The 20,613-nt window shown below is 45.4% G+C and carries 14 protein-coding genes and 1 pseudogene; 5 read left to right on the top strand and 10 right to left on the bottom strand.

Translation table 11 applies throughout. The features are described from left to right. Window positions 1-65 precede the first annotated feature (65 nt). Together BCT34_RS13820 and BCT34_RS13815 are read left to right on the top strand one after the other, a co-directional pair. Window positions 66-506 (top strand): Lrp/AsnC family transcriptional regulator, encoded by a 441-nt coding sequence (locus BCT34_RS13820; protein WP_009845852.1) that lies wholly within the window; start codon window positions 66-68, stop codon window positions 504-506. Between the two features lie 26 nt (window positions 507-532). Next, complete coding sequence (locus BCT34_RS13815; RefSeq protein WP_076654197.1) at window positions 533-1,462, top strand: LysR family transcriptional regulator; 930 nt, start codon at window positions 533-535, stop codon at window positions 1,460-1,462. A 237-nt stretch (window positions 1,463-1,699) separates the two neighbouring features. Here BCT34_RS13815 and BCT34_RS13810 read toward each other — a convergent pair whose 3' ends face one another. From BCT34_RS13810 to dsrO, 3 genes are read right to left on the bottom strand one after another with little or no spacing between them, the layout of a single operon-like run. After that, the gene (locus BCT34_RS13810; protein ID WP_076654196.1) at window positions 1,700-4,792 is read right to left on the bottom strand and encodes a tetrathionate reductase subunit A; all 3,093 of its coding nucleotides are present in this window, start codon (window positions 4,790-4,792) and stop codon (window positions 1,700-1,702) included. A gap of 14 nt (window positions 4,793-4,806) precedes the next feature. Further along, entirely contained in the window at window positions 4,807-5,940 is a 1,134-nt protein-coding gene (nrfD, locus tag BCT34_RS13805; RefSeq protein ID WP_076654195.1) for an NrfD/PsrC family molybdoenzyme membrane anchor subunit, read from the bottom strand. Next, a complete protein-coding gene (gene dsrO, locus BCT34_RS13800; protein ID WP_076654193.1) occupies window positions 5,937-6,743 on the bottom strand; it encodes a sulfate reduction electron transfer complex DsrMKJOP subunit DsrO in 807 nt (268 codons plus the stop codon). The genes nrfD and dsrO overlap by 4 nt, the downstream gene beginning before the upstream one ends. 222 nt (window positions 6,744-6,965) lie before the next feature. Here dsrO and BCT34_RS13795 point away from each other — a divergent pair, with 222 nt between their 5' ends. From BCT34_RS13795 to BCT34_RS13785, 3 genes are all read left to right on the top strand, one after another. Further along, complete coding sequence (locus BCT34_RS13795; protein ID WP_076654292.1) at window positions 6,966-8,834, top strand: sensor histidine kinase; 1,869 nt, start codon at window positions 6,966-6,968, stop codon at window positions 8,832-8,834. 11 nt (window positions 8,835-8,845) lie between these two features. Then, window positions 8,846-9,448 (top strand): response regulator, encoded by a 603-nt coding sequence (locus BCT34_RS13790; RefSeq protein ID WP_076654191.1) that lies wholly within the window; start codon window positions 8,846-8,848, stop codon window positions 9,446-9,448. 297 nt (window positions 9,449-9,745) lie between these two features. After that, window positions 9,746-10,966 (top strand): tetratricopeptide repeat protein, encoded by a 1,221-nt coding sequence (locus tag BCT34_RS13785; protein ID WP_076654189.1) that lies wholly within the window; start codon window positions 9,746-9,748, stop codon window positions 10,964-10,966. Window positions 10,967-11,130: 164 nt separating this feature from the next. Here the strand turns inward: BCT34_RS13785 and sstT are convergent. The 7 genes and pseudogenes from sstT to malT form a co-directional block, all read right to left on the bottom strand. Continuing rightward, window positions 11,131-12,349 (bottom strand): annotated as a pseudogene (gene sstT / locus BCT34_RS13780) (serine/threonine transporter SstT). 389 nt (window positions 12,350-12,738) lie between these two features. Continuing rightward, the gene (gene rsgA, locus BCT34_RS13775) at window positions 12,739-13,803 is read right to left on the bottom strand and encodes a ribosome small subunit-dependent GTPase A (protein ID WP_102300656.1); all 1,065 of its coding nucleotides are present in this window, start codon (window positions 13,801-13,803) and stop codon (window positions 12,739-12,741) included. A gap of 465 nt (window positions 13,804-14,268) precedes the next feature. Further along, complete coding sequence (locus tag BCT34_RS13770; protein ID WP_076653044.1) at window positions 14,269-14,727, bottom strand: copper chaperone PCu(A)C; 459 nt, start codon at window positions 14,725-14,727, stop codon at window positions 14,269-14,271. A gap of 83 nt (window positions 14,728-14,810) precedes the next feature. Continuing rightward, window positions 14,811-15,407, bottom strand: coding sequence for an SCO family protein (locus BCT34_RS13765; RefSeq protein WP_076653041.1), 597 nt, complete (start codon window positions 15,405-15,407; stop codon window positions 14,811-14,813). Next, entirely contained in the window at window positions 15,404-15,844 is a 441-nt protein-coding gene (locus BCT34_RS13760) for a hypothetical protein (protein WP_076653038.1), read from the bottom strand. The genes BCT34_RS13765 and BCT34_RS13760 overlap by 4 nt, the downstream gene beginning before the upstream one ends. A gap of 189 nt (window positions 15,845-16,033) precedes the next feature. Beyond that, window positions 16,034-16,954: a DUF368 domain-containing protein gene (locus BCT34_RS13755; protein ID WP_076653036.1), complete on the bottom strand. Its 921-nt coding sequence runs from the start codon at window positions 16,952-16,954 to the stop codon at window positions 16,034-16,036. Window positions 16,955-17,511: 557 nt separating this feature from the next. After that, window positions 17,512-20,220 (bottom strand): HTH-type transcriptional regulator MalT, encoded by a 2,709-nt coding sequence (gene malT, locus BCT34_RS13750; protein WP_102300655.1) that lies wholly within the window; start codon window positions 20,218-20,220, stop codon window positions 17,512-17,514. Between the last annotated feature and the right edge of the window lie 393 nt (window positions 20,221-20,613).

Genomic DNA, 20,613 nt, shown 5'->3' with positions numbered 1-20,613 from the left:
GAAAGTGAGGCAATTATGTGCTTTTATTTCCTCTATTATCACTAATTGCACAATAATAAGTACTTATGGATAGATTTGACGAAAGGATATTGCAAGAGCTTAAATTGGACGGCAGAATCTCCAACATTGAGCTTTCAGAACGAATTGGTTTGTCGGCTTCAGCGACCTTAAGACGAGTACAAGATCTTGAGCGCAAAGGCATAATCCAAGGTTACCGTGCGGTTCTGGATAATGGGCTGATGGGTGTTGGTTTTATTGCTTATGTTTCAATTGGCTTATCAAGCCATAGCAAAGCGGCTCAGTTGGAATTTGAACAACACGTCAGTATGGAAAAAGAGGTGGTGGAATGCCACAACATTACTGGCGCTAACGAGTACTTGCTGAGAGTCGAAACCAAAGATCTGCCGGGCTATAAGAAGTTTCATGCCGATGTGCTTGGGGAATGTGCTCAGGTTCAATCCATAACGACTATGGTTGTGATGGATACCCCTAAAGATGAACGCTAATCGAGTGTTATTGTAGGAGAGGCGCAGTGCCCAATACTAATCAGTTGTTATTGTTCTTAGATGTGGTTCAACAAGGATCGTTTACCAAAGCGGCAACCTTGCATGATATGGACAACTCATCACTCTCTAAACAGATAAAAAAGCTTGAGCAAGATTTAGGTGTTCAGCTGCTCAACCGTTCTACTCGTTCGTTTTCTTTGACGTCAGCAGGGGAAGATATTCTCGCGCAAACCTATGTGTTGAAAGATACCATTAATCAGATCCAAGGCATTGCTGATTCCTACCAATCAGAGCCTAAAGGTGTTCTACGAATTACTTCACCGATCTATTTTGGTCAGCAATATCTGCAACCTATCATCACTCAATTCATGAGAAAGTATCCAGATGTTCAGATCGTGCTGTCGTTGGACGACAAGATCGCCAACATTATTGCCGGGCAGTTTGATATCGCATTTCGTTTTAGCAAGTTGGTGGAATCGAATTTGATTGCCAAGAAGATAGCCGATAGTAACTTCATGCTGGTCGCGTCGAACGATTTTGTGAAAGAGCATGGTGAGCCGAAGACTCCACAAGATCTGCTCGCGCTACCTGCGGTGATTTATACCAATGGCGATATGACGGTCGATCATCTTCGAATCAGTGAAGAGCCGCATGGTAATACCTTCCAAAGCCTAACAATTCGTGGCAATTATAAGGTGAGTGACGTTCGAACCATGGTGTCTTGCGTGAAAGATGGCTTAGGCTATGGCTTCCTTGATCAATCAAACCTATATGCCTCAATGAAAGAACTGGGCTTAGTCACTTTGCTTCCTGATTACCCGATCTCTACCACTGATACCGCAATCTACGCTGTCTATCCGCACCGTAAGCAGACCAAGCTAGTTAAAGAATTCATTACTACGGTTCAAGACTATATTGGCTCTCCGACGATATGGGAAAAGATGCAGCAAGGTTAGTTGTCTTTTCAAGTATACCAAACATAAAAAGGAGCCAGATCGTTTGACGATCTGGCTCCTTTATTATTACAACTATTACTAATTTACAATGTAAACCTCAGCTATAGCTGGCGTGAGCCGCTCTTGTTCATGAAAACTCGAGACTAGTGGTTGTGAATCACTTCTTTGCCATTTAGGTAGGCTTTTGAACTCCGATCGACTTCTTTTCCGTAGTAGCCTTGATGGTTGTGGTAACGCCTAGACTTTGTAGATCTTAGCCGGAAGCGCTTGTCTTGCCGCTGCGCCCACAACCCAATCCAACATGACGCCTTTGCCTTCTCTCGTCGGGTCAATTAAACCAATATCATTGATGTTAACGCCATCGTTTGACTTCATTTTTACGGGTTGTTGTGTGTCACCAATCCAGTGCGCACGCTCACCGAGTTCTTTGTGGCCAAATCCATGTTCAAAGCCTAGTGTTCCCGGTTTTATGCCATCAATCACCATCGCCAACGCTTTTGTGGTTGCGCTCGGCGTTTCGATCGCAAATACGTCACCGGTTTTGATGCTCGCCGAAGAGGCGTCTTGTGGGTGAATGTAAACTGGATTCACATCCTTGATAGATTCTAAGCGTGGTGACAAGTTAGACACCGCACTATGAATATTGGACTTAAAGTTAGTCAGGGTAAACGGCCACTCTTTTGCTGGGAACTGCTCTGCCAGTGGTGTACCGTCTGCTAGTTTTTGTGGATACCAAGTCGGACAGCCAATGTACTGCTCACCACTGATGGTGTTGCGAGAGGTGCCGAGTTTTTCATTCCAGATTGCCAATGGTTTGGTCCATTTGTGCTTCATGGTTTCATTGGTGTAGGCATTGGTCGCGTCTTCGAAACGACCGCCACGCGCAAAGATGTACGCCACTTTGAGCATCTCTTCAGGCTTAAGCGTTTTGTTCATCAAAGGTACAAGGCGTTCTAGACCAGACCAAACGATATCTTCAGCATCTACATTCGGTACGCCGCCTTTTGCAAATGCTAAGTTAGCTGCTGAGCGCAGGTAGAAGTCTTCAGCGCTATGAATACCGTGCCAGTTGCCTTGATTGTCTTTGATTGCGTTGTCGCCAAAACCACCTAAGCCAAGCGTTTTTGCTACATCAATAAAGAAGTTCTCTAGGTTGATGGCACGACCGTCCTGAGTGCAAGAGGTTTTAGGTTCAACAATCGGCCAACGAGCGGTGATCGCCTTGGTTGCAACACCATGCCAAGGTGTTGCCATCCCCCAGCTTTCGTAGGTGACGGTGTCTGGCACAAGGTAATCTGATAGTGCTGTGGTTTCATTGATGAAGGCATCGATAGAGACGATCAAACCAAGCTGTTTTGGGGCCTTAAGCTTCTCGCCTAATAGGTTATCTAAACCTGGAACACCATAAAGTGGGTTCGCCATGTGGTTGATCCATGCCTTTGCTCGGTAAGGATAACCATCAATCGCCGCTGATAAATGCTCGGTTAAAAGCGGTGCTGAGATTGGATACCACGGTGCGCGTGTTGGATAGGGAGATTCACCTGCAGCAACGCGACGTTTGTATTCGCTGGTCTTGTGATACGGGAATTTGCTGCGAGACAAGAACACGCCTTTAGGCTTAGTCTTACCTTTAAACTTAGTAAAGTCGTAACGTGGGCCTGCAACAGAAGTTGGGTAGCCGCCTGCTTTCGCCATTGCACCGCCTTTTGCATTGATGTTACCGATCAGCGCGTTCAGCATTAGGATAGAGAACGAGTTGTAGAAGCCGTTGGTGTGCATGTTTCCACCGTGAGTATCAACAACTGCTTTCGTTCCGTAGCTGGTGAAGCGTTTCGCCAGTTCAATAATCTGGTCTTGTGGAATTTCACACTGCTCACTGTAGTAAGCAAGGTCATATTTGAAGGCTTCTTCTTTTAATCTTTGTAGAGAAGACTTCACACGAACACTCTGACCATCGATTTCTACATCTTGATCGACAAACAACGCCGCTTCATCGACCTGGATATGTGACGACAATAGTGACGTTGTCACATCTAGTGCAATAAATGCATCATCGTCAGACATCGGTTCACCCGTTTCTAACAAACCAATATCCGATGCGCGAAGCATACGTCCGTTCTGCGGGTGTGTTTCATCGCTGATCACAAGGTGAGACGCATTACACCAGTGTGTGGTGCCGGCTTTTTGCATTGCTTGTGCGCTCGGGCGAGACAAGAAGTTGTGATTGTAGCGCTGATTTTCGATGATCCATTGGATCATGCCTAATACTAATGCTGAATCGGTACCCGGTTTGATCGGAAGCCAGTTGTTGCGATCGCCCGCTGCAAGGCTGGAAGATCCTGCAGGAAGGCTTGGTGTCACTATGGTGTAGCTGAGCTTTCCGTTAGTACGCGCCTCAGCAAGTTGTCGTGCTTGGCGCTTAAACGGGTTACCCGCTTGAGCTGGAGACATACCGATAAAAAGAATGAATTCCGCATTGTTGAAGTCAGGCTTTAAGTGCGAGAACTTGTCTAAGTCATTCATGATCGCACCTGAACCTGCGCGGAACGCGTAGCCACAGTAAGAGCCGTGGTGGCCAAAGTTGCGTGTACCGTAACTGTTGAATGCAAAGCGCTTCAAGATGTCATCACGGCCTTCATTACCGGCATTAGTCACCAACAATTGGTTGGCTTTTGGACCGTATTCAGGGTTGTTCGGATCAAGTGGTGTTTCGATGTCGCGAATCGAACGTAAGCCTTCCACTTCGCCTTCACCGAACAAGTCACCCCCTTCGGTGATCTCAGAGATAAGCTGTTCGTAGCTGATTGGTTCCCACTTGCCTTCGCCACGCTTACCAACACGTTTGAGCGGCTGAGTGATTCGGTATGGGCTGTTTTGAATCTCTAACATGCCATTACCACGGGCGCAGGCTGTCGAGCAGTTATTGATGCCTGATTCACCAGACAGGCCAATGTAGGCGTCTTTTACCGGCGTTTTGAACGGGATTTGCTGATCACTTGATAGCGGGTGATAGGGGTTACCTGAGATACGTAAGATCTCGTCATTGCGATTATCGATACGTACACGCAAGCCACACAGTGTCCAGCAACCAAAACACATTGATGGTGCCACGCGTTGGTTTGGATTTGGCGAGATCTTACCTTGCTTATCGACACTGTATTCTGTCTCTAGCGAATTGCCGTGATGGATGTGGTTGGTTTTTTTACCCGCAGTGCCATCGATAGCACCGTGAACCATGTGTTTTGTGGTTGTCGCATAACCTGCAGCAAAAGCTCCAACACCACCGGCAGCGAGGCTTGTTTTCAAAAATTGACGACGTTTGTTATCCATGATGATTCCTCAGACTACAAGCTATGTGAGCGGTTAAGTGGTGATGATGTTTTTGGAGCTGATTTAGTTGATGTTGTTTTTGTTCCAGAACCAGTAGACACGATTTCAGAGGTGAACAAAGCAAGTGCTAACCAAAGACCACACATACCGACAATGCCGAGTAAACCCGCACTACCCATAGGCAGTTCATAAGGGAATGCACCCACATCGAAACGTGGAATGGTTTGTACTTCCATCATGGTGACCCAACGCACCGCCCATGCTGAAATCATGGTCGCAAGTGCAATAAGGATGACTCCAAGCTTGCTTTGCGATAGACGTTGAAGCGGAAGAACCAAGATCATGCACAGCAAAATGCTGGTGGTCATGATGCCCAAATTAATGCCCCAAGCGTCGTTCTCATACAGGTTGAAGTGATCATGGTTAGATGCCCAAATCGACGTAAGAATGATGGCAAGGCCGCCTGTTAACGTAATGGTTCTTTGTACTAGAGCGAGGTCTGTTGGTTTTAAGCTTGGTTTGCTTGAAGGCAATAGAGCCCAAATCAACAGCGTTAAGCCCGTTGCAGCAAAGAATGCAGTCGTAAACCAAAGCAGTGGAGAAGCCGGTTGATGCCAAAGCGGTCGACTCGCCAAAATTGCAATCTCGGCACCGGTGTAAAGCGCGATACTTAGCCCCGATATAGCTGTCGTAGCAGCGAGTGCAATCATCAGTTTTGTTGAAACCTGCCATTGGCCTAGGGTTAGCCAAGACAAACGTTTTAGAAGTGGGTTTTCACTCTCTTTAAGTTGTGCGATGTCATCACGCAGGTAAACCCAAGCAGTCGCGATAGCCAGACCAGAGAATAGAGGTAGAAACAGAGAGCCTAACGACATCCATGACCAAGGCGTGATGTGGGCGTAGAAGTGCCAAGCACGTCCCGGTTGGTGCAAATCACCGGTTAATGCTAATGGCCCAACAATCGCGCCGATGGCCATCACAAGCACAAGGGCAGAGCGGAATTGATGGCTGGTTGAGTTTTTGAATATCAGTGCAATCAAAAACAGAATAGCCGCCGCATAAGCCGAACCGATGTAGAAGAAATATTGAACCGCCCACGGTAGCCAAGCGATCTCTTGGGCAGGAACTAACACCTCGGTGATATTCATGCTGTCTCTCCTTGTCTGCTAGAGGATGAGTTATCGATGGCGGCTGGATCATAAATCGCAGGTTGACCTTCGATATGGCTAACGAAACGCTCGTTCATGCCGATATAGAAAACATGTGGGTTGGTATTTTGCTCTGGCTTAAGCACCTTGATGTCGTCTTGGTTTTCATTAAGCAGGCGGTTGATCTCGCTGTTTGGATCTTTAAGGTCGCCAATGACACGCGCGCCACCGACACAAGTTTCTACACAGGCGGGCAGTAAGCCGTCTTCAAGGCGGTGTGCGCAGAAGGTACATTTGTCGGCGGTCAGTGTGTCGTTATTAATAAAACGAGCATCGTAAGGGCAGGCTTGAACACAATAAGCACAGGCTACGCAGCGTTCGTTATCGACCATCACAATGCCGTCTTCACGTTGGAAGGTCGCTTGAACAGGACAAACCTTGATGCAGGGCGCGTTGTCGCAGTGGTTACACAGGCGAGGCAACATGAACGACTTCACGTCTTGTTGAGCGATAGAACCATCATCAAGGGAGACTTCATACTGTTTTACAGTGGTTCTGAACTGGCCAATCGGCGCTTGGTTTTCAACGCTGCAGCCAACAGTGCACGCCTGACAGCCAACGCACTTGCGTAGATCAACCGCCATGGCGTAGCGTTTACCTACTTCGCCTTTACGGTCAGGTTGGTTGTTATTGCGAATGGCTGTGTTTGCGACTGCGGTGTTGATTCCAGTAATTGGAATGAGCGCAGCACCAGCGGAAACCTTACCGAATTGGCTGAGAAACCGTCTTTTCAATGAGTCCATATTGGTACCTATAAATGGGTATTCGTTCTGTTGAGCTCATTGTGAGATTTTGGGCGTACGCCGGGTATTGTGGATTTCCACATACCCAGATCAAAGTTGATCTAGAACAAATGTGGTTTTCGCTATCTAGCTGTTATGCTTTCTTTAAAGGCTCTATTTAACGTGTCGTCAATGCGCAATTTGAATGATCAACATGCCGTCAGTGTGGAGAAAGAGATTTCAGTGACAGTCCGAAACTTAATATCAATCGTTAGCCTTTGTTGGTTGAGCCTAACCGCAGAAATGTGTTTAGCAGATCAAACGGAGCAAGAGATTACGACTAGCACTGTTGAGTCTGAGCAGGTTATTGAAGTCGGTGTACTGGCGATCCGAGGTAAACTTTCTGCACAGCAGCGCTGGCAACCAACAATGGACTGGTTGTCGGAGCGCATTCCTGGCAAACACTTTGTTCTCAAGCCTTTCAACTTGGAGGAGATGGCCGACGCGGTAAAAGGTGTTGAGGTCGACTTTGTCATCACCAACCCGGGTCAGGCGGTTCGATTAGGTCGTCAGTATGACCTTTCTTGGATGGCGACCATGACTAGCCATAACTTCGAAGATCGAAGCATCAGTAATACCCGAAGTATTGGCTCTGCTTTGGTGGTGAGAAGAATGTCACCCTATATCTCGCTCGAACAATTAAGCGGTAAGCCGATTGCGGCAGTATCTGAAAATGCATTTGGTGGTTACTTAACAATGCGTTACCAAGTGATGCAACAAGGGCTTAATCCCAACCATTTTTTCTCTAACACCCAGTTTTTAGGTTTCCCAATCGACGCCAGTTTGTATCAATTGCGGGAAGGACACATTGAAGCAGCAGTCGTACCAAGCTGTTTAGTTGAGAACATGATCAGTGAAGGTTTGCTGGTGGCAGAGCAGTATCGAATTATCGAGAATCAAGCTCCAGAAGGGTTTCGATGCCAAGTGTCTACACCGTTGTACCCCAATTGGTCGTTCGCTAAAACAGAACGAGCCTCTTCTGCGCTGGCTAAACAGATGAGTCAGGTGCTGTTTTCAATGCCAAAGAGCAGTGCGCCCGCCATTGCGGCAAATGCTTCGGGTTGGACGTCACCCACAAGCCTGCTTTCAATAGACAAACTTTATCAACAACTCGACATGCACCCGCTGCAACAACCTTGGTGGAAAGAGGCGTTAATCTGGCTCAAGTACAATCAACAGTGGGCATGGGCGTTCTTTATTCTCGTCGTGTTACTGAATGCTTACCACTTTTGGTTAGAGTACAAATTCAGCCGCAGCAAAAAGCAGTTAGAAGCCACGCTACACCAGCTGAAAAGCAAGAGCGAACAGCTAGAACACTCTCAGCGAATCGCGGTGGTTGGTGAGTTAGGAAGCAGTTTGGCACACGAGATCAATCAGCCCTTGGCAGCGATTCGCAATTACAGTGAAGGCGGTCTACTACGAATTTCGAAGAATAAACCGCTGACAGATATTGAGCCGGTATTCGAGAAGATCCAATCGCAAGTAGATCGCGCAGATGCGATCATTCAACGCTTGAGAAATATGATCAAAAAACGCTCATCAGAGAAGTCTCAGACCGATATTGAGCAGCTGCTTACCGACACCATCGAGCTACTGCTATTTCGATTACAGAAGCACAAGATAACCATTGAACGCTATGCTGTGGGCAAGCCTGTTCATTTAAACGTTGACCCGGTGGGCTTGCAACAGGTGATAGTAAACCTAATCAACAATGCGACTGATGCGTGCAATGCTCAACAGCAGCGCGAACAAAGTGTTGTGTCTGATATTGATAAAAAAAACAGTGAGCCGGCGACAATTAAAGTGATTACCGAGTATCAACCAAATAAAATGATGTTGTCGATTATTGATAACGGCACGGGGTTAGATTTTACCGAGCAACAAGTCACTCAAGCCTTTGTGAGCAGTAAAGAAAACGGCTTGGGCTTAGGGCTTGCGATTTGCCAAGACGTGATTGAAGACCACAGTGGTCAAATGGCCATCATTTCACTTACTCCTCATGGTTGCCATGTCGCGGTGACACTGCCTTTCTCTCTTTCAAATGATTCATAAGGAATCTTGTTATGTCTGAACTTCATCAAACGTTGCCGGTTTATGTAGTTGATGACGATGAGTCGATGCGCGACTCATTGGTGTTCTTATTGGAAGAGCATGATTTCACGGTGTCAGCCTATGAAGATGGCCCAAGCTTTCTGGATTCAGTGGATTTGAGTGCTGCTGGGTGCGTGGTGTTAGACAGCCGAATGCCTGAAATGAGAGGGCAACAAGTTCATGAATTGATGGTGAAAGCGCAGAGCCCACTTTCGGTGATTTATCTGACGGGTCATGGTGACGTGCCAATGGCGGTAGAAGCCTTACAAGCGGGCGCGGTGAACTTCTTTCAAAAACCGGTTAAAGGCAGCGAATTGGCTGAGGCTATCAAGCAAGGGCTAGAGGCTTCTGAAAAGCACTTACATATGAATGTGTATCGCCAAGCGTATGCATCATTGACTGAACGCGAAATCGACATTCTTAAGCAGATCATCGACGGAAAACGCAACCAAAAAATTGCCGATGAATTATGTATCGCGATGAGAACGGTTGAAGTGCATCGAGCGAGTTTGATGAAGAAGTTTTCTGCGAAAACAGTCGCTGAGTTGGCATACATTTATGGACAGCTTACCTAATCACGATTGTACGAGATTAAGGATGGAAAATCAGTAACGTTACCATTGATTTTCTGATGAAAGGTGGTCTTCATAAGTAATCGATATTGAAGCAAGATCACACCATTTATGGAGTGCATAAGGATAGGTCTCAGTAGACTTTTTATCGCTATGTATTCCTGAGATACTGAACTAAGTTCATTTTAGGGCGGAACGTTTTAAGAACGGCGCTTTTCCCTGTAATTCGAAACATTCACTATAGGTTGAGAGCACCTCGACACCGAGGCTGATACCAACCGAGTTAGGTTAAAATATTTTATGAGTACAATGGGAATCGCAATTGGTGCAACGGCTCTTTCGTTAATACTGGTTGCCGTCTGGCTGATCTCTTTATCGTTAAGAAAGCAGCGCTTGGAACAAGAGCGTAAGGCTCGCGCTGTCGCTTACCGAAAGGCGATTGAAAAAGCACGCATCCAAGAGCAAAAAGAGCGTCATTTCAAAGCTGAAACCGGACATGTACCGTCGATTCTGTATTTGGCGAAGGAGGCGGAACGTAACAATATTAAAGAAGCTCTGTATTGGTACGATAAAGCAGCGCAACTCGATAATATCAATGGCATGTACGGCATTGTACGTTTGAGTATGAAGCGTAAAGAAGACCTGATTTTAAGAGAGAAAGCCAACTTTTGGCAGTTGGCAATATCTGCCCTGGACAATGACGTATCGGCGAAATTCGAGATGGGTAAAGCGCTCGTCTTTGGTCGTGGAACCGATAAGAACATCCCGAAAGGCTATACCTATATCGAAGAGTCTGCGACAGGTGGTAATACTGAAGCGATGCTGTTTATTGGTGATTGGTGTTTGGACAAAGAAAATCCAGATTATTCGGCTGAAAGCTCTGTCGAGTGGTACCAGATGGCCGCAGAGAAAAATAACTTAGACGGCAAGATCAAACTCGGCATGAGTTATTTGAACGGTATTGGTGTTGAGCCTAACCATGGTGAGGCAGTTTACTGGTTTGAGACGGCCGCAGAAAAGAACAGTGCAGAAGCGATGTTTAGAGCCGGTGAAGCGTGGATCGACCATGGTGAGCACGGTAACGCTATTGCCTACATCTGGTTATTTCTCTCAGCTCATTTTGGTTATTCAGAAGCTAAGCATTTGAGAGATAAAGTAGGTGGGGAGCTTGGTGTAGATGCCGTCGTGGGCTTACAAGCTCTGACTAAGCCGATCATGACTAAGCTGACCCAAGAAGCAATCACTAAACACTCAATCATTAAAGCGCTCAACAAGCTCTACAAACGCAACATACCAATTCCTAAGAAGGTGAAAGAAGCGCTCGATGAAGAAGGTAATGAGTTGAATGTAGATACGAGCCGCTTAGAGACTCAAACGGTGAATGCTCAAGATACGAATATCGATTATAGCGAACAACCTACTACCGAACATGCTACAACAGAGAAGCGCGCAAATCAGAATAGTGACCCTCTAGACTTCAGTCAGTCCGCTGTGGGGTCTAACTGGAACAGAAGCCAGTAGATTGCACTCACTGGCTGTGTGCTGTTGATAGGCAATTATAGCTCTAATCGAGAAACTCAAGATAACAAAAAGGGAAGCTGATGCTTCCCTTTTTACTTGTATGCTATTTGCTTTTAGAGCTTAGAGCTTAGAGCTTAGAGCTAATACCTAAACCTAAAAGTTTATTAAGCTTTGTTTTGTTCAGCTTTACATACAGCCGCAGTGAACACGACGTCAGTTGAGCTGTTAAGCGCTGTTTCAGCAGAATCTTGAATCACACCGATAATAAAACCTACCGCTACAACCTGCATCGCTACATCGTTTGAAATGCCGAATAGGCCACATGCTAGAGGGATAAGTAGCAGAGAACCGCCAGCAACACCCGATGCGCCACATGCCGATACGGCAGCTACAAGGCTGAGTAGAATTGCTGTAAAGATATCAATCTCAATACCCATTGTGTGTACAGCTGCAAGCGTTAACACAGTGATGGTGATTGCAGCACCCGCCATGTTGATCGTTGCACCTAGTGGGATAGATACAGAGTAAGTATCTTCGTCCAGGTTTAGCTTCTTACAAAGATTCATGTTCACAGGAATGTTTGCAGCGCTTGAACGAGTGAAGAATGCCGTTACACCAGATTCACGAATACATTGCAGTACAAGTGGGTACGGGTTCTGTTTTGTTTTCACAAATACAAGCAGTGGGTTAACCACAAGAGCGATGATCAGCATTGAACTTAGCAAAACCGCTAATAGTTGACCGTAGCTTGCCAGAGCATCGAAGCCCGTTGTAGCAAATGTTGTCGAAACAAGGCCGAAGATACCAAATGGCGCAAGACGGATAATGAAGCGAACAATGTGCGAAACACTGTGGCTTAGGTCTTCGAAAACCGCTTTGGTAGTCGCAGATGCGTGGTGCAATGCAAGGCCAAGACCGATTGCCCAAGCAAGAATACCGATGTAGTTCGCGTTCATTAGAGCGCTAACTGGGTTGTCTACAAGCTTGAATAGAAGAGTATGAAGAACTTCAGCAATACCTTGAGGAGGGTTAGCACCTTCAGCGCCCGCAACCAGTGTCAAAGTGGTTGGGAACATGAAGCTTAGTACGACAGCAGTCAGTGCAGCAGAGAATGTACCAATCAGGTAAAGCACAATGATTGGACGCATATATATGGGTATGCTGACCTTTCTTTTGGTTTGCGATAGAAGCTGCGACAAGAATGAATACTAAAATTGGGGCAACAGCTTTCAGAGCACCAACAAACAGACTACCTAAAAGGCCTGCATCTTGAGCTGCTGAAGGAGAAACCATGGCGAGAACGACACCGAAAACAATACCAGCAAGGATCTGTAGAACGAGATTTCCACGAGCGATGCGGGCGAGCATGTTGTGATTTTGCATAAAATACCTGCAATTGTTAATTTATTATAGTGATGTATCTTTTTATAAAGTTGTACCAAATCCGACTATACACTAGTGGAATGGGCGGTCATATTAGCGGGATCTAAGAGGGTGTCTAGGAATAGTTTACTTTTAGGGTGATTGTTTGCGCTACGTGGTGTTTTTAGAGCTAAATGTTAAATAAATGTATTTTCATTGAGCTATAAATCTGCAAAATGACATCTAATAGATTCAATATACTGTAAATTTGAAATGTAAACGGTTATTGATAAGAACATTGTGTGCATAAATAGTCACACGAAGACCAAATTGAAACAAAAAGCCCCACGTGTTTAACACTATGGGGCTCAGTTTGACTCAAATACAGCTTATAGTCGTTAACCTAAGGTTTAGTCAGAAGCTTTTTTAAAATTTCGACTTTCTGATTGAACGGTTTTGTACATCTTGGAAAGCTGCTTACTGTTCGCGCGTTGTTCTGCTAGCGAGGCGCCATTTCTGGCCTGTTCTAGTAATAGCTTTTGATAGTTATTAAATCGTCGCTCAGACAACTCACCACTCTCAATGGCTTTGCGTATTTTGCATCCTGGCTCTAATTCATGATGGCAATCAGAGAAGCGACAGTGCATGGCTAATTCTTCAACATCAGAAAAGGTTTCACTCACGCCTTCAGCGCAGTCAGCAAGTTGTAGCTCTCGCATTCCTGGAGTATCGAGCAGTAAGCCGCCCGATGTTAGCAAGTGCAGTGAGCGTGATGTCGTTGTATGTCGGCCTTTGCTGTCGTCTTCACGAATGCCACCCGTGGCTTGTTGAACTTCCCCAAGCAGCGAGTTGACTAACGTCGATTTCCCGACACCAGACGAACCCATCAGAGCAATAGTTTTGCCCGTTTTACACCAAGGCGACAATACTTGGGTCGAGTCTTGGTCAAGGCTGTTCACTGCTTCAATCATCAGCATCGGATCTAAGCTTTGCACTTGTTGTACTTTGTCTTGGTAATCGTCACACAAGTCTTTCTTGGTCAGAACGATAACCGCTTCAACCTGTGCTTCATTGGCGAGCGCTAGGTAGCGTTCGATACGGCTTAGATTAAAGTCGTTGTTTAACGAGACCACGATAAAAACGGTGTCGATATTGGCTGAAATATATTGTTCAGCTACACGACTACCGGCAGCTTTACGGCGGAAGAGCGATTGACGGTCGAGTAAACGGTCGAATTGCAGATCAGAGTTCAAAATCACCCAGTCACCAACGGTCATTGCTGGTTGGTTTTGGTGGATGGGCAGAACAATTTCGCCTTGCTCTGAAGCTAATGTATAGCCACTACGGTGATGTGCGACGATACGAGCAATGACGGAATGGTCATAGTCTTCGAGTGTCAGTTGTTGTTGGAATACAGGTTGCCATCCAAGTTGTTGAAGTGACATTGGATGAGAAAATGCGTTTTGTGAATTCATGTTTATTTACCCAGACGTGCGAGCTTTCTTTTCTTATGAGAGCATTAACATCTTGTGAGATCTCAGGTTATTGACGAGATCAAAAAGTGTTGATGAGATAAAAGCATCGAGACGTCAAAAATGTTTTGAGCTTGGGTCGAATTCAAATAGATAGGACCCCGGATCGAGTCATGCGCTACAGGCATGCAAACATTGATCGATTACGATCAACAATAAACCGGGTAAAAGTGTGCGGTCGTCAATGTATGACGATAAGTTGGTAGATCGGTGTTTAAGTTTGATTAACCAAACAAATTAGCGCGTTACTTTTACTGCCAGTTTTGGTGTGTTCATTACAATCATCTTCTATTCTCCTTGGTTATTAATGTGGTCAGGCTTTGAATGAAAAGCGAGCTCAGTTTAGCAAAAAGCCACGGTGGCGAGAAGTCATCGTGGCTTAATTTATTTCATTGATTGTGAATACGATTAGTGATGATCGTGATTCATCTTTTTCATGCCGCTCATTACTTTCTTAACTGGCGCTTCAAAGGTCTGTTTTTCGCCGTTAGCAAAGGTCAATGTCATCTCGATCTGCTCGCCTTCTTTTAGACCATCTTTTAGGTCGAACAACATGATGTGTAGGCTACCTGGTTTAAGTACCGCTTCACCATTCGCAGGGATCGTGATCTCTTGAACTTGGCGCATCTTCATTACGTCGCCATCCACGATAACATCATGAAGCTCGACCTTGCCTGCTGCAGGTGTTGTTGCAGAAACGATAGCGCGATCTTTATCGCTGTGGTTCATCAGAGTTGTGAATACCGCGCTGTTCACGGCTGAAGGCGGTGTTGCACGAGCGTACGCGTCATGAACCATAATGTCGTTATTGGCGTGAGCAAAAGGAGTGAGCAATAAGCCTGCTAGAGCAAGTGCTTTTAACTTCATGTTGTTGTCCTTATTTGTATGTTTTGGTCTGGGACCTGACTTTATGTTTGAACTTTATTGGTTAAGTTCTTTGTTTTTACGTTTTACTGCGTCAATTGGTTGATGGCCTCAACAATTGGCGCTGGCGTTAACGTATGCGGCACTTTAGTAATTAAGGTACCGTCGGGCTTTAAAAAATAAAAATACGAGCTGTGGTCAAGGGTGTATTCCAGCTCTGAACCTTCAAGTTCGGTCTTTCTGAAAATAACACCGTAGTTATGCGCAAGCCTAGTTGTTACATCTAACGGGCCACTTAATCCTTCCATCATTGGGTGGAAATATTGCGCGTATTCGTACGAGGCTTCTGCTGCATCGCGTTCAGGGTCAAGCGACACAAACATCGGGCGAATCTTGGCTTTTGCGTCATCAGAAATTTGGTTAAGTGCTCCGGCTAACATCGCTAGAGAAGTTGGGCACACATCTGGGCAACGTGTGAAACCAAAGTAAACGATACGAATTCTGTCATCGGTCTGGTCAAAAATTTCCGTTGGTTGGTTATCTTTACCGAAAAGGGTTGTTGCAGATAACTCTTGTTTTGCTGCGTGTTGTTCTTGAGCTTCGTTTTGCCCATCAAGGTAACTTTTGACACCAAAACCAAGTACAAACGCTACCACTAATGCTAACGACCAATTCTTACTCATCTTGCCATCCTTATTGCAGGGTTAACGGTTTCAATACCATCGGTGAGTTCGCCAAGCCAAGTCATTTCATCCATGGTGCACACAGGTAAAATTACGTCACCTTCATAGGTATTGTCGCCAATATTTTTTAATTGAAAACGTGCCGAGCCCATTTCCATCTCTAAACCAGTCAGTGACAACATTAATGTGTTAGAGGCAGCGCCTTCCCAAACTACTTTGATTTTACTTGGCACTAGAGGCTGAGCCGTCTCACTATCGAGTGTCATCTCAACCGCATTTTGCATACACGATATTGTTGAAAGCATGCAGTAATCGTCTAAGTTAACGTCAGTAGAGGTATGCTCCATCGCTGATTTAAAGTGTTTAATTGTTTGCGGCCCATAAAAGCCTGCCACGAGAGCGAGCCCAAGAGCAGCAACCTTTAATGCAGAGTGCATGTTGTGTACTCATCTAATTTTATAAGAGCGGCGATGTTATCACACCCCTCAATACGTGCTTGTATCAAAAAGCAATTTTGTGCGTATGGTAGAACTAAAAAAGCGAAGCCATTGGCTTCGCTTTTGTGTTTTTAATAGAGATGTGAACTGAGTATTTCTAAGTTCTATCCGTTCTGAATATGTTCCAGATTAGTCAGCGTTACGCTCTGCAAACTTTTCTAGCCCTAGAACTAAGGCGATCGCAACTAACATCATCACAATTGCCATGACTAGCTGAGAAGGCTGAGAGGTGACAGCTTCAAAATCGAACGGAGAAAGGTTTTCTTGAATCAGAGGAACTTGCTCACCTTTTGAGTTTGTGCGCCAGCTGATGGTCTCTTTCCACGGCCAAATCTTAGGTAGCGTACCGATCATCAAACCGGTTAAGAATACTAATGTGAAATCGCGGAATGAGCGCAATAGCCAAGAGAGTACGTGCGAGAAAGTCAGTAGACCGATCACACAGCCACCAAGGAATAAGGCAAGCACATCGATTTGAAATTCTTTAACGGCACCAAGAACAGGGCCATACATGCCAATCAATAGCAGAATGAAGCTACCCGAGATACCCGGTAAAATCATCGCGCAGATAGCAATCGCACCCGCAATCAAGACGTTGATGCTAGTTGGCTCCATTTGCAGTGGCTTGAGCACAGTAATGCTATAGGCGAAGGCAACACCAAGCAGTAAAAACACGAATCGAATCATATCGCGTTTCTCAACTTGCTTAAGAATATGGAAAACCGACACCAAGATCAGACCAAAGAAGAAAGACCACAATGGAACGGGGTGGGTGACCAATAACCAAGAAATCAGTTTGGCGAATGTCGCAATACTGGTGAATACGCCTGCGAACAGTGAAATTAGGAAGAAACCATTAACATGGTTAAATGCTGCCTTGAAGCCTTCGCGTTTCCATAAGCCGAGTACGCTAGGGTTAATTCTGCGAATGCTTTCTAGTAGTGTATCGTAGATACCAGTGATGAATGCGATGGTTCCGCCCGACACGCCAGGAACAACGTCGGCTGCGCCCATTGCCATGCCTTTGAAAAAAGTACTTAAGTAGTTCATTGCTTCATAGAGTTGAGGATGATTTTGTGCAGTATACAAACTTTAGTGTAAAAAAAGTATGAATATGCTTTTGAGGAAGGGCTTTTATTACTCCATTAATTGTAAGGCAATAAGTTGAAGTGAATATTTGCTTAACATTTAAATTACAACCACTTAGTAATTTATCATTAAGAGCAGCGATGAAACTGATCTCTTATCAATATTGCATCTTGGTTGCATTATGCAAATGCACTTTGCAATTCGCATGATAGATTCATGGTTTTTATGCGATGCAGGGCTTATAAAACGTCGAATAAAAGTTGGCACGCTAACTGCATTGTATACATTGACCCTTCTTAAGCCGAGGGTCACCTAGCCAACTGACGTTGTTAGTGAACTTATGATTTGTTCACAAATATATAGAGCCAATCGCGATTATTGCGGTTGGCTATTTTTTTGCCTGTCGTTTGGCTATATCTCGCTTTTATCGGTTACTCCCCATTCTCCATTCTCCAGGCGAAAAAAAAGCCAGCCACCATAGGTGACTAGCTTATGTTTTCTCGAATCTCGAATTCGTTTTAGTATCCCATCAACTGCAGCAAGTTCTCCGCCGTGCTGATTGCTTCTTTACGGTTAGCAATGTTGAGCTTTTGGTAAAGGTTACGGATGTGAGTCTTGATAGTGGTACCCGCTACATCAAGTTCTTGAGCGATCTGCTCATTACTGAATCCAGAATAGATCAGACCAAGTACTTGCCATTCACGCTGAGTGAGTGGGCTGGTGCGAACAAGCTCAGGAATGTTCGGGTGATTAACCAAGTTCTCAACAAAGTCTTCATCGAAGTGAACTGAACGGCTGCGTTGGGTTGTGGAGATATCTTTCATGATTTGTTGAGCACGATGGCGTTCTAAATCACCCAAGCCTGGCTTGTTGCTCAACTTATCCAAGATATGCCCGATAGTTCCACCGTCGACCAAGAAGTTACCGACCATACCCGTTTGGTTAGTCATATGAAGCGCTTCTTCAAGTAGCACGCGTGCGCTGTCTTCATCGTTAATTTGTGTACGTAGCACTGCTTCGACGATCAAGTTGCGGTTGGTATCTGTAATCAGGTGTGAACGCTGAGCCTCACTCTTGAGGAAAGTCAGTGCTTCTTCGGCTTCTTCGTATTGCTCTAAGATGATGTGAGCACGAACGATGTTGCGCCACTGAAGTTGGCAGAAGTGGTTGCTTGCCGATTCAGGTCGAACAGCCACACTCAACCAATCACGTATCGCCTCTTTATCGCCTTTTACTTGCCAGAAAAGAATCAAAGAAAGGGAAGCGTTCGCTGTCCAATCCACGTGGTAAGTTGATTGACGCAACAGGTGCTGTATCTGGTCGATAAACTTCGACGCTTTATCAATCTCGCCGCGGCTTAGTGAAATACGAGCCAACATTGAGTAGCTGTGAAGGTGTTTGCTCGGAGAGTGATGACCAAGGATATCTAAGCCCTTGTAGCAACACTCTTCCGCTTCATCTAGTCGGTTCCAACACCAAAAGATCTGAGCTCGAACACGAAGCAAAAATTCATGCAGAGGTACATATTGCAGCTGGTGCTCTTCAATCAACTTGAAGGCGCTGTCTTGTAGCTCAAATGCAGCTTGAACATAGCCTTGAGCAATCAGGATTTCGCTCTGTTGCAGAATTGCCCACAGTGCTTGATGGTAAACCTGATACTGGCGTGCCAGTTTTTCTGTTTGCTGCATCATCGGTAGCGCACGGCTTAGGTTACCCATTACGTGATTCACTTCGCCAACAACCGAGGTTGCGACAATGCGGCTACGATAAACGGTGGTGTTCAACTGACTCAACGAAAGCTCAGCCAATTCCAATGCTTTCTCAGGTTCATTGCTGTTGATGGCAACTTGGGCGCGCAAGGCGTTGTATTGACCTTGCTGCTGAGTATCGAGTTCAATGTTTCGAGCTTGATATTGAGTCTCAGCTTCCTCCAACAATGTACCGACTTGATCATAACGGTGCTGACTTTGTGCAAGCCAAGCACGCAACATAGACAACTTAGGCTCACTGTAAAGTTGGTCGGTGGTCAGTTGCTTGATCGCCATCTCTAGTGATGACAACTCACCTTGGTTGAACATCGGCCAACCGTGTTCAGTCAGGATTTGAATGATCAGTTCTGGATCTTCAGCGCGTTGCGCGTGTCGCAGTGCTTGGTGTGGCGTATTTTGTTTGATCCACGCTTTTGCCGCACTTCGATGTAGCTCAGCTTCCTGTTGAGGGATTCGAGCTTGACGCTCATGTGCTAGGAATTCACCAAACAGGTTGTGGAAGCGATACCAGTTTTTCTCGCCCTCAAGCGGATAGATGAACAACCCAAAACGGTTGAGTGACTCGATCATACCGAGTGCATCTTCACGCTGTGTAAGTGCGCAAACAAGCTCATCGTTGAAGTGATCAAGTACAGAACATTGCATCAAGAACTGTCGGGTTTCTTTATCTAACAGATCGAATACCTCTTCAACCAAGTAGTCCCAAAGGTGGGCATGGTTAAAGTGAGAGAACGATTCTGCAGACTGTGCAAGGGTACGTTTTTGGTGTTGTGCTTGTAGCGCGATAAGTTGCAGTGCAGAAGGCCAACCCTCTACATAGTTACAAATGCTATCTGCCGTCGTGTCATCAATGCCATCGGCAACACGTTGGTTGAAAAAGCGTGTGGTTTCTTCGGTATCAAACGCTAACGAATCATTGCCTAATTCGATCATTAAGTCACGAACACGCAGGTTTGCTGTCCCAAGTGGTGGCGTACCACGACTGGTAACAACCAGCGTTAGGTTGTCAGGCATGTGTTTGAGGAAGAAGCGCATTGCTTCGTGGATGTCGTCATTGTTGACCAAATGATAGTCATCCAACACGAGAAAACATTCGTGATGGAATTCAGACATCTCGGCAAATACTTCGCTCAATAAAGAATGCAACGATGAAAATTGTCGCTTTTCTGCCAGTTTTTGGGCGTTTGGACAGGCATTTTGAGTCGCTTTATTAAGTGATTGAAGTAGGTAGTTGATAAAGCGGAAGGCATCATTGTCACTATCATCAATGCTGTACCAACCCACATTGGGTTTATCTACTAACCATTGTGCAGCCATGGTGGTTTTACCGTAGCCCGCTGGAGAGCGGAATAACACGAGCTTATAGCAATCTGCATTTTGAAGCAGATCGAGCACCCTAGGTCGTAGGATTGCATTATGTAAGCGGCCGGGACGAGTCAGTTTCGATGGGATCCACATGTCGAAGTTTTTCACCTATTCCGTGGCTATGTTCTGAATTATCTCAATCTATCGTTGAGTACGGTTCAAAGACATTAGCCTAATTACTTAAGTCTTTACTCATATTACGTGAAGCCAAACGATACCGACTATGATCCTCCTCAGAAACCTTGCGCTTCTGCATGTTTTTGGATGTCTACGCCCTTTATTTGCGACTTTGCTCACGTTACGGGTTGGTTTTTGAATGTGACATTGTTCATTTCCACACGGAAATCTATGCAAAAGATGAGAGTTGGAAAATATTTTCGTGATCTGAATGTCAGATTTGACAATGACTTTAATCCGCTTAAATAAAAGTCACATCAATTGAAGGTAAGTTATCGAACGGGAGCTTGTGATCTTAGTCACTCCAAG

Source organism: Vibrio sp. 10N.261.45.E2 (genome assembly GCF_002875705.1).
In the GTDB taxonomy this organism is placed as follows: domain Bacteria; phylum Pseudomonadota; class Gammaproteobacteria; order Enterobacterales; family Vibrionaceae; genus Vibrio.
Note: the sequence above shows the minus strand (reverse complement) of the source record. Positions and strands in the feature narration are given on the sequence as shown.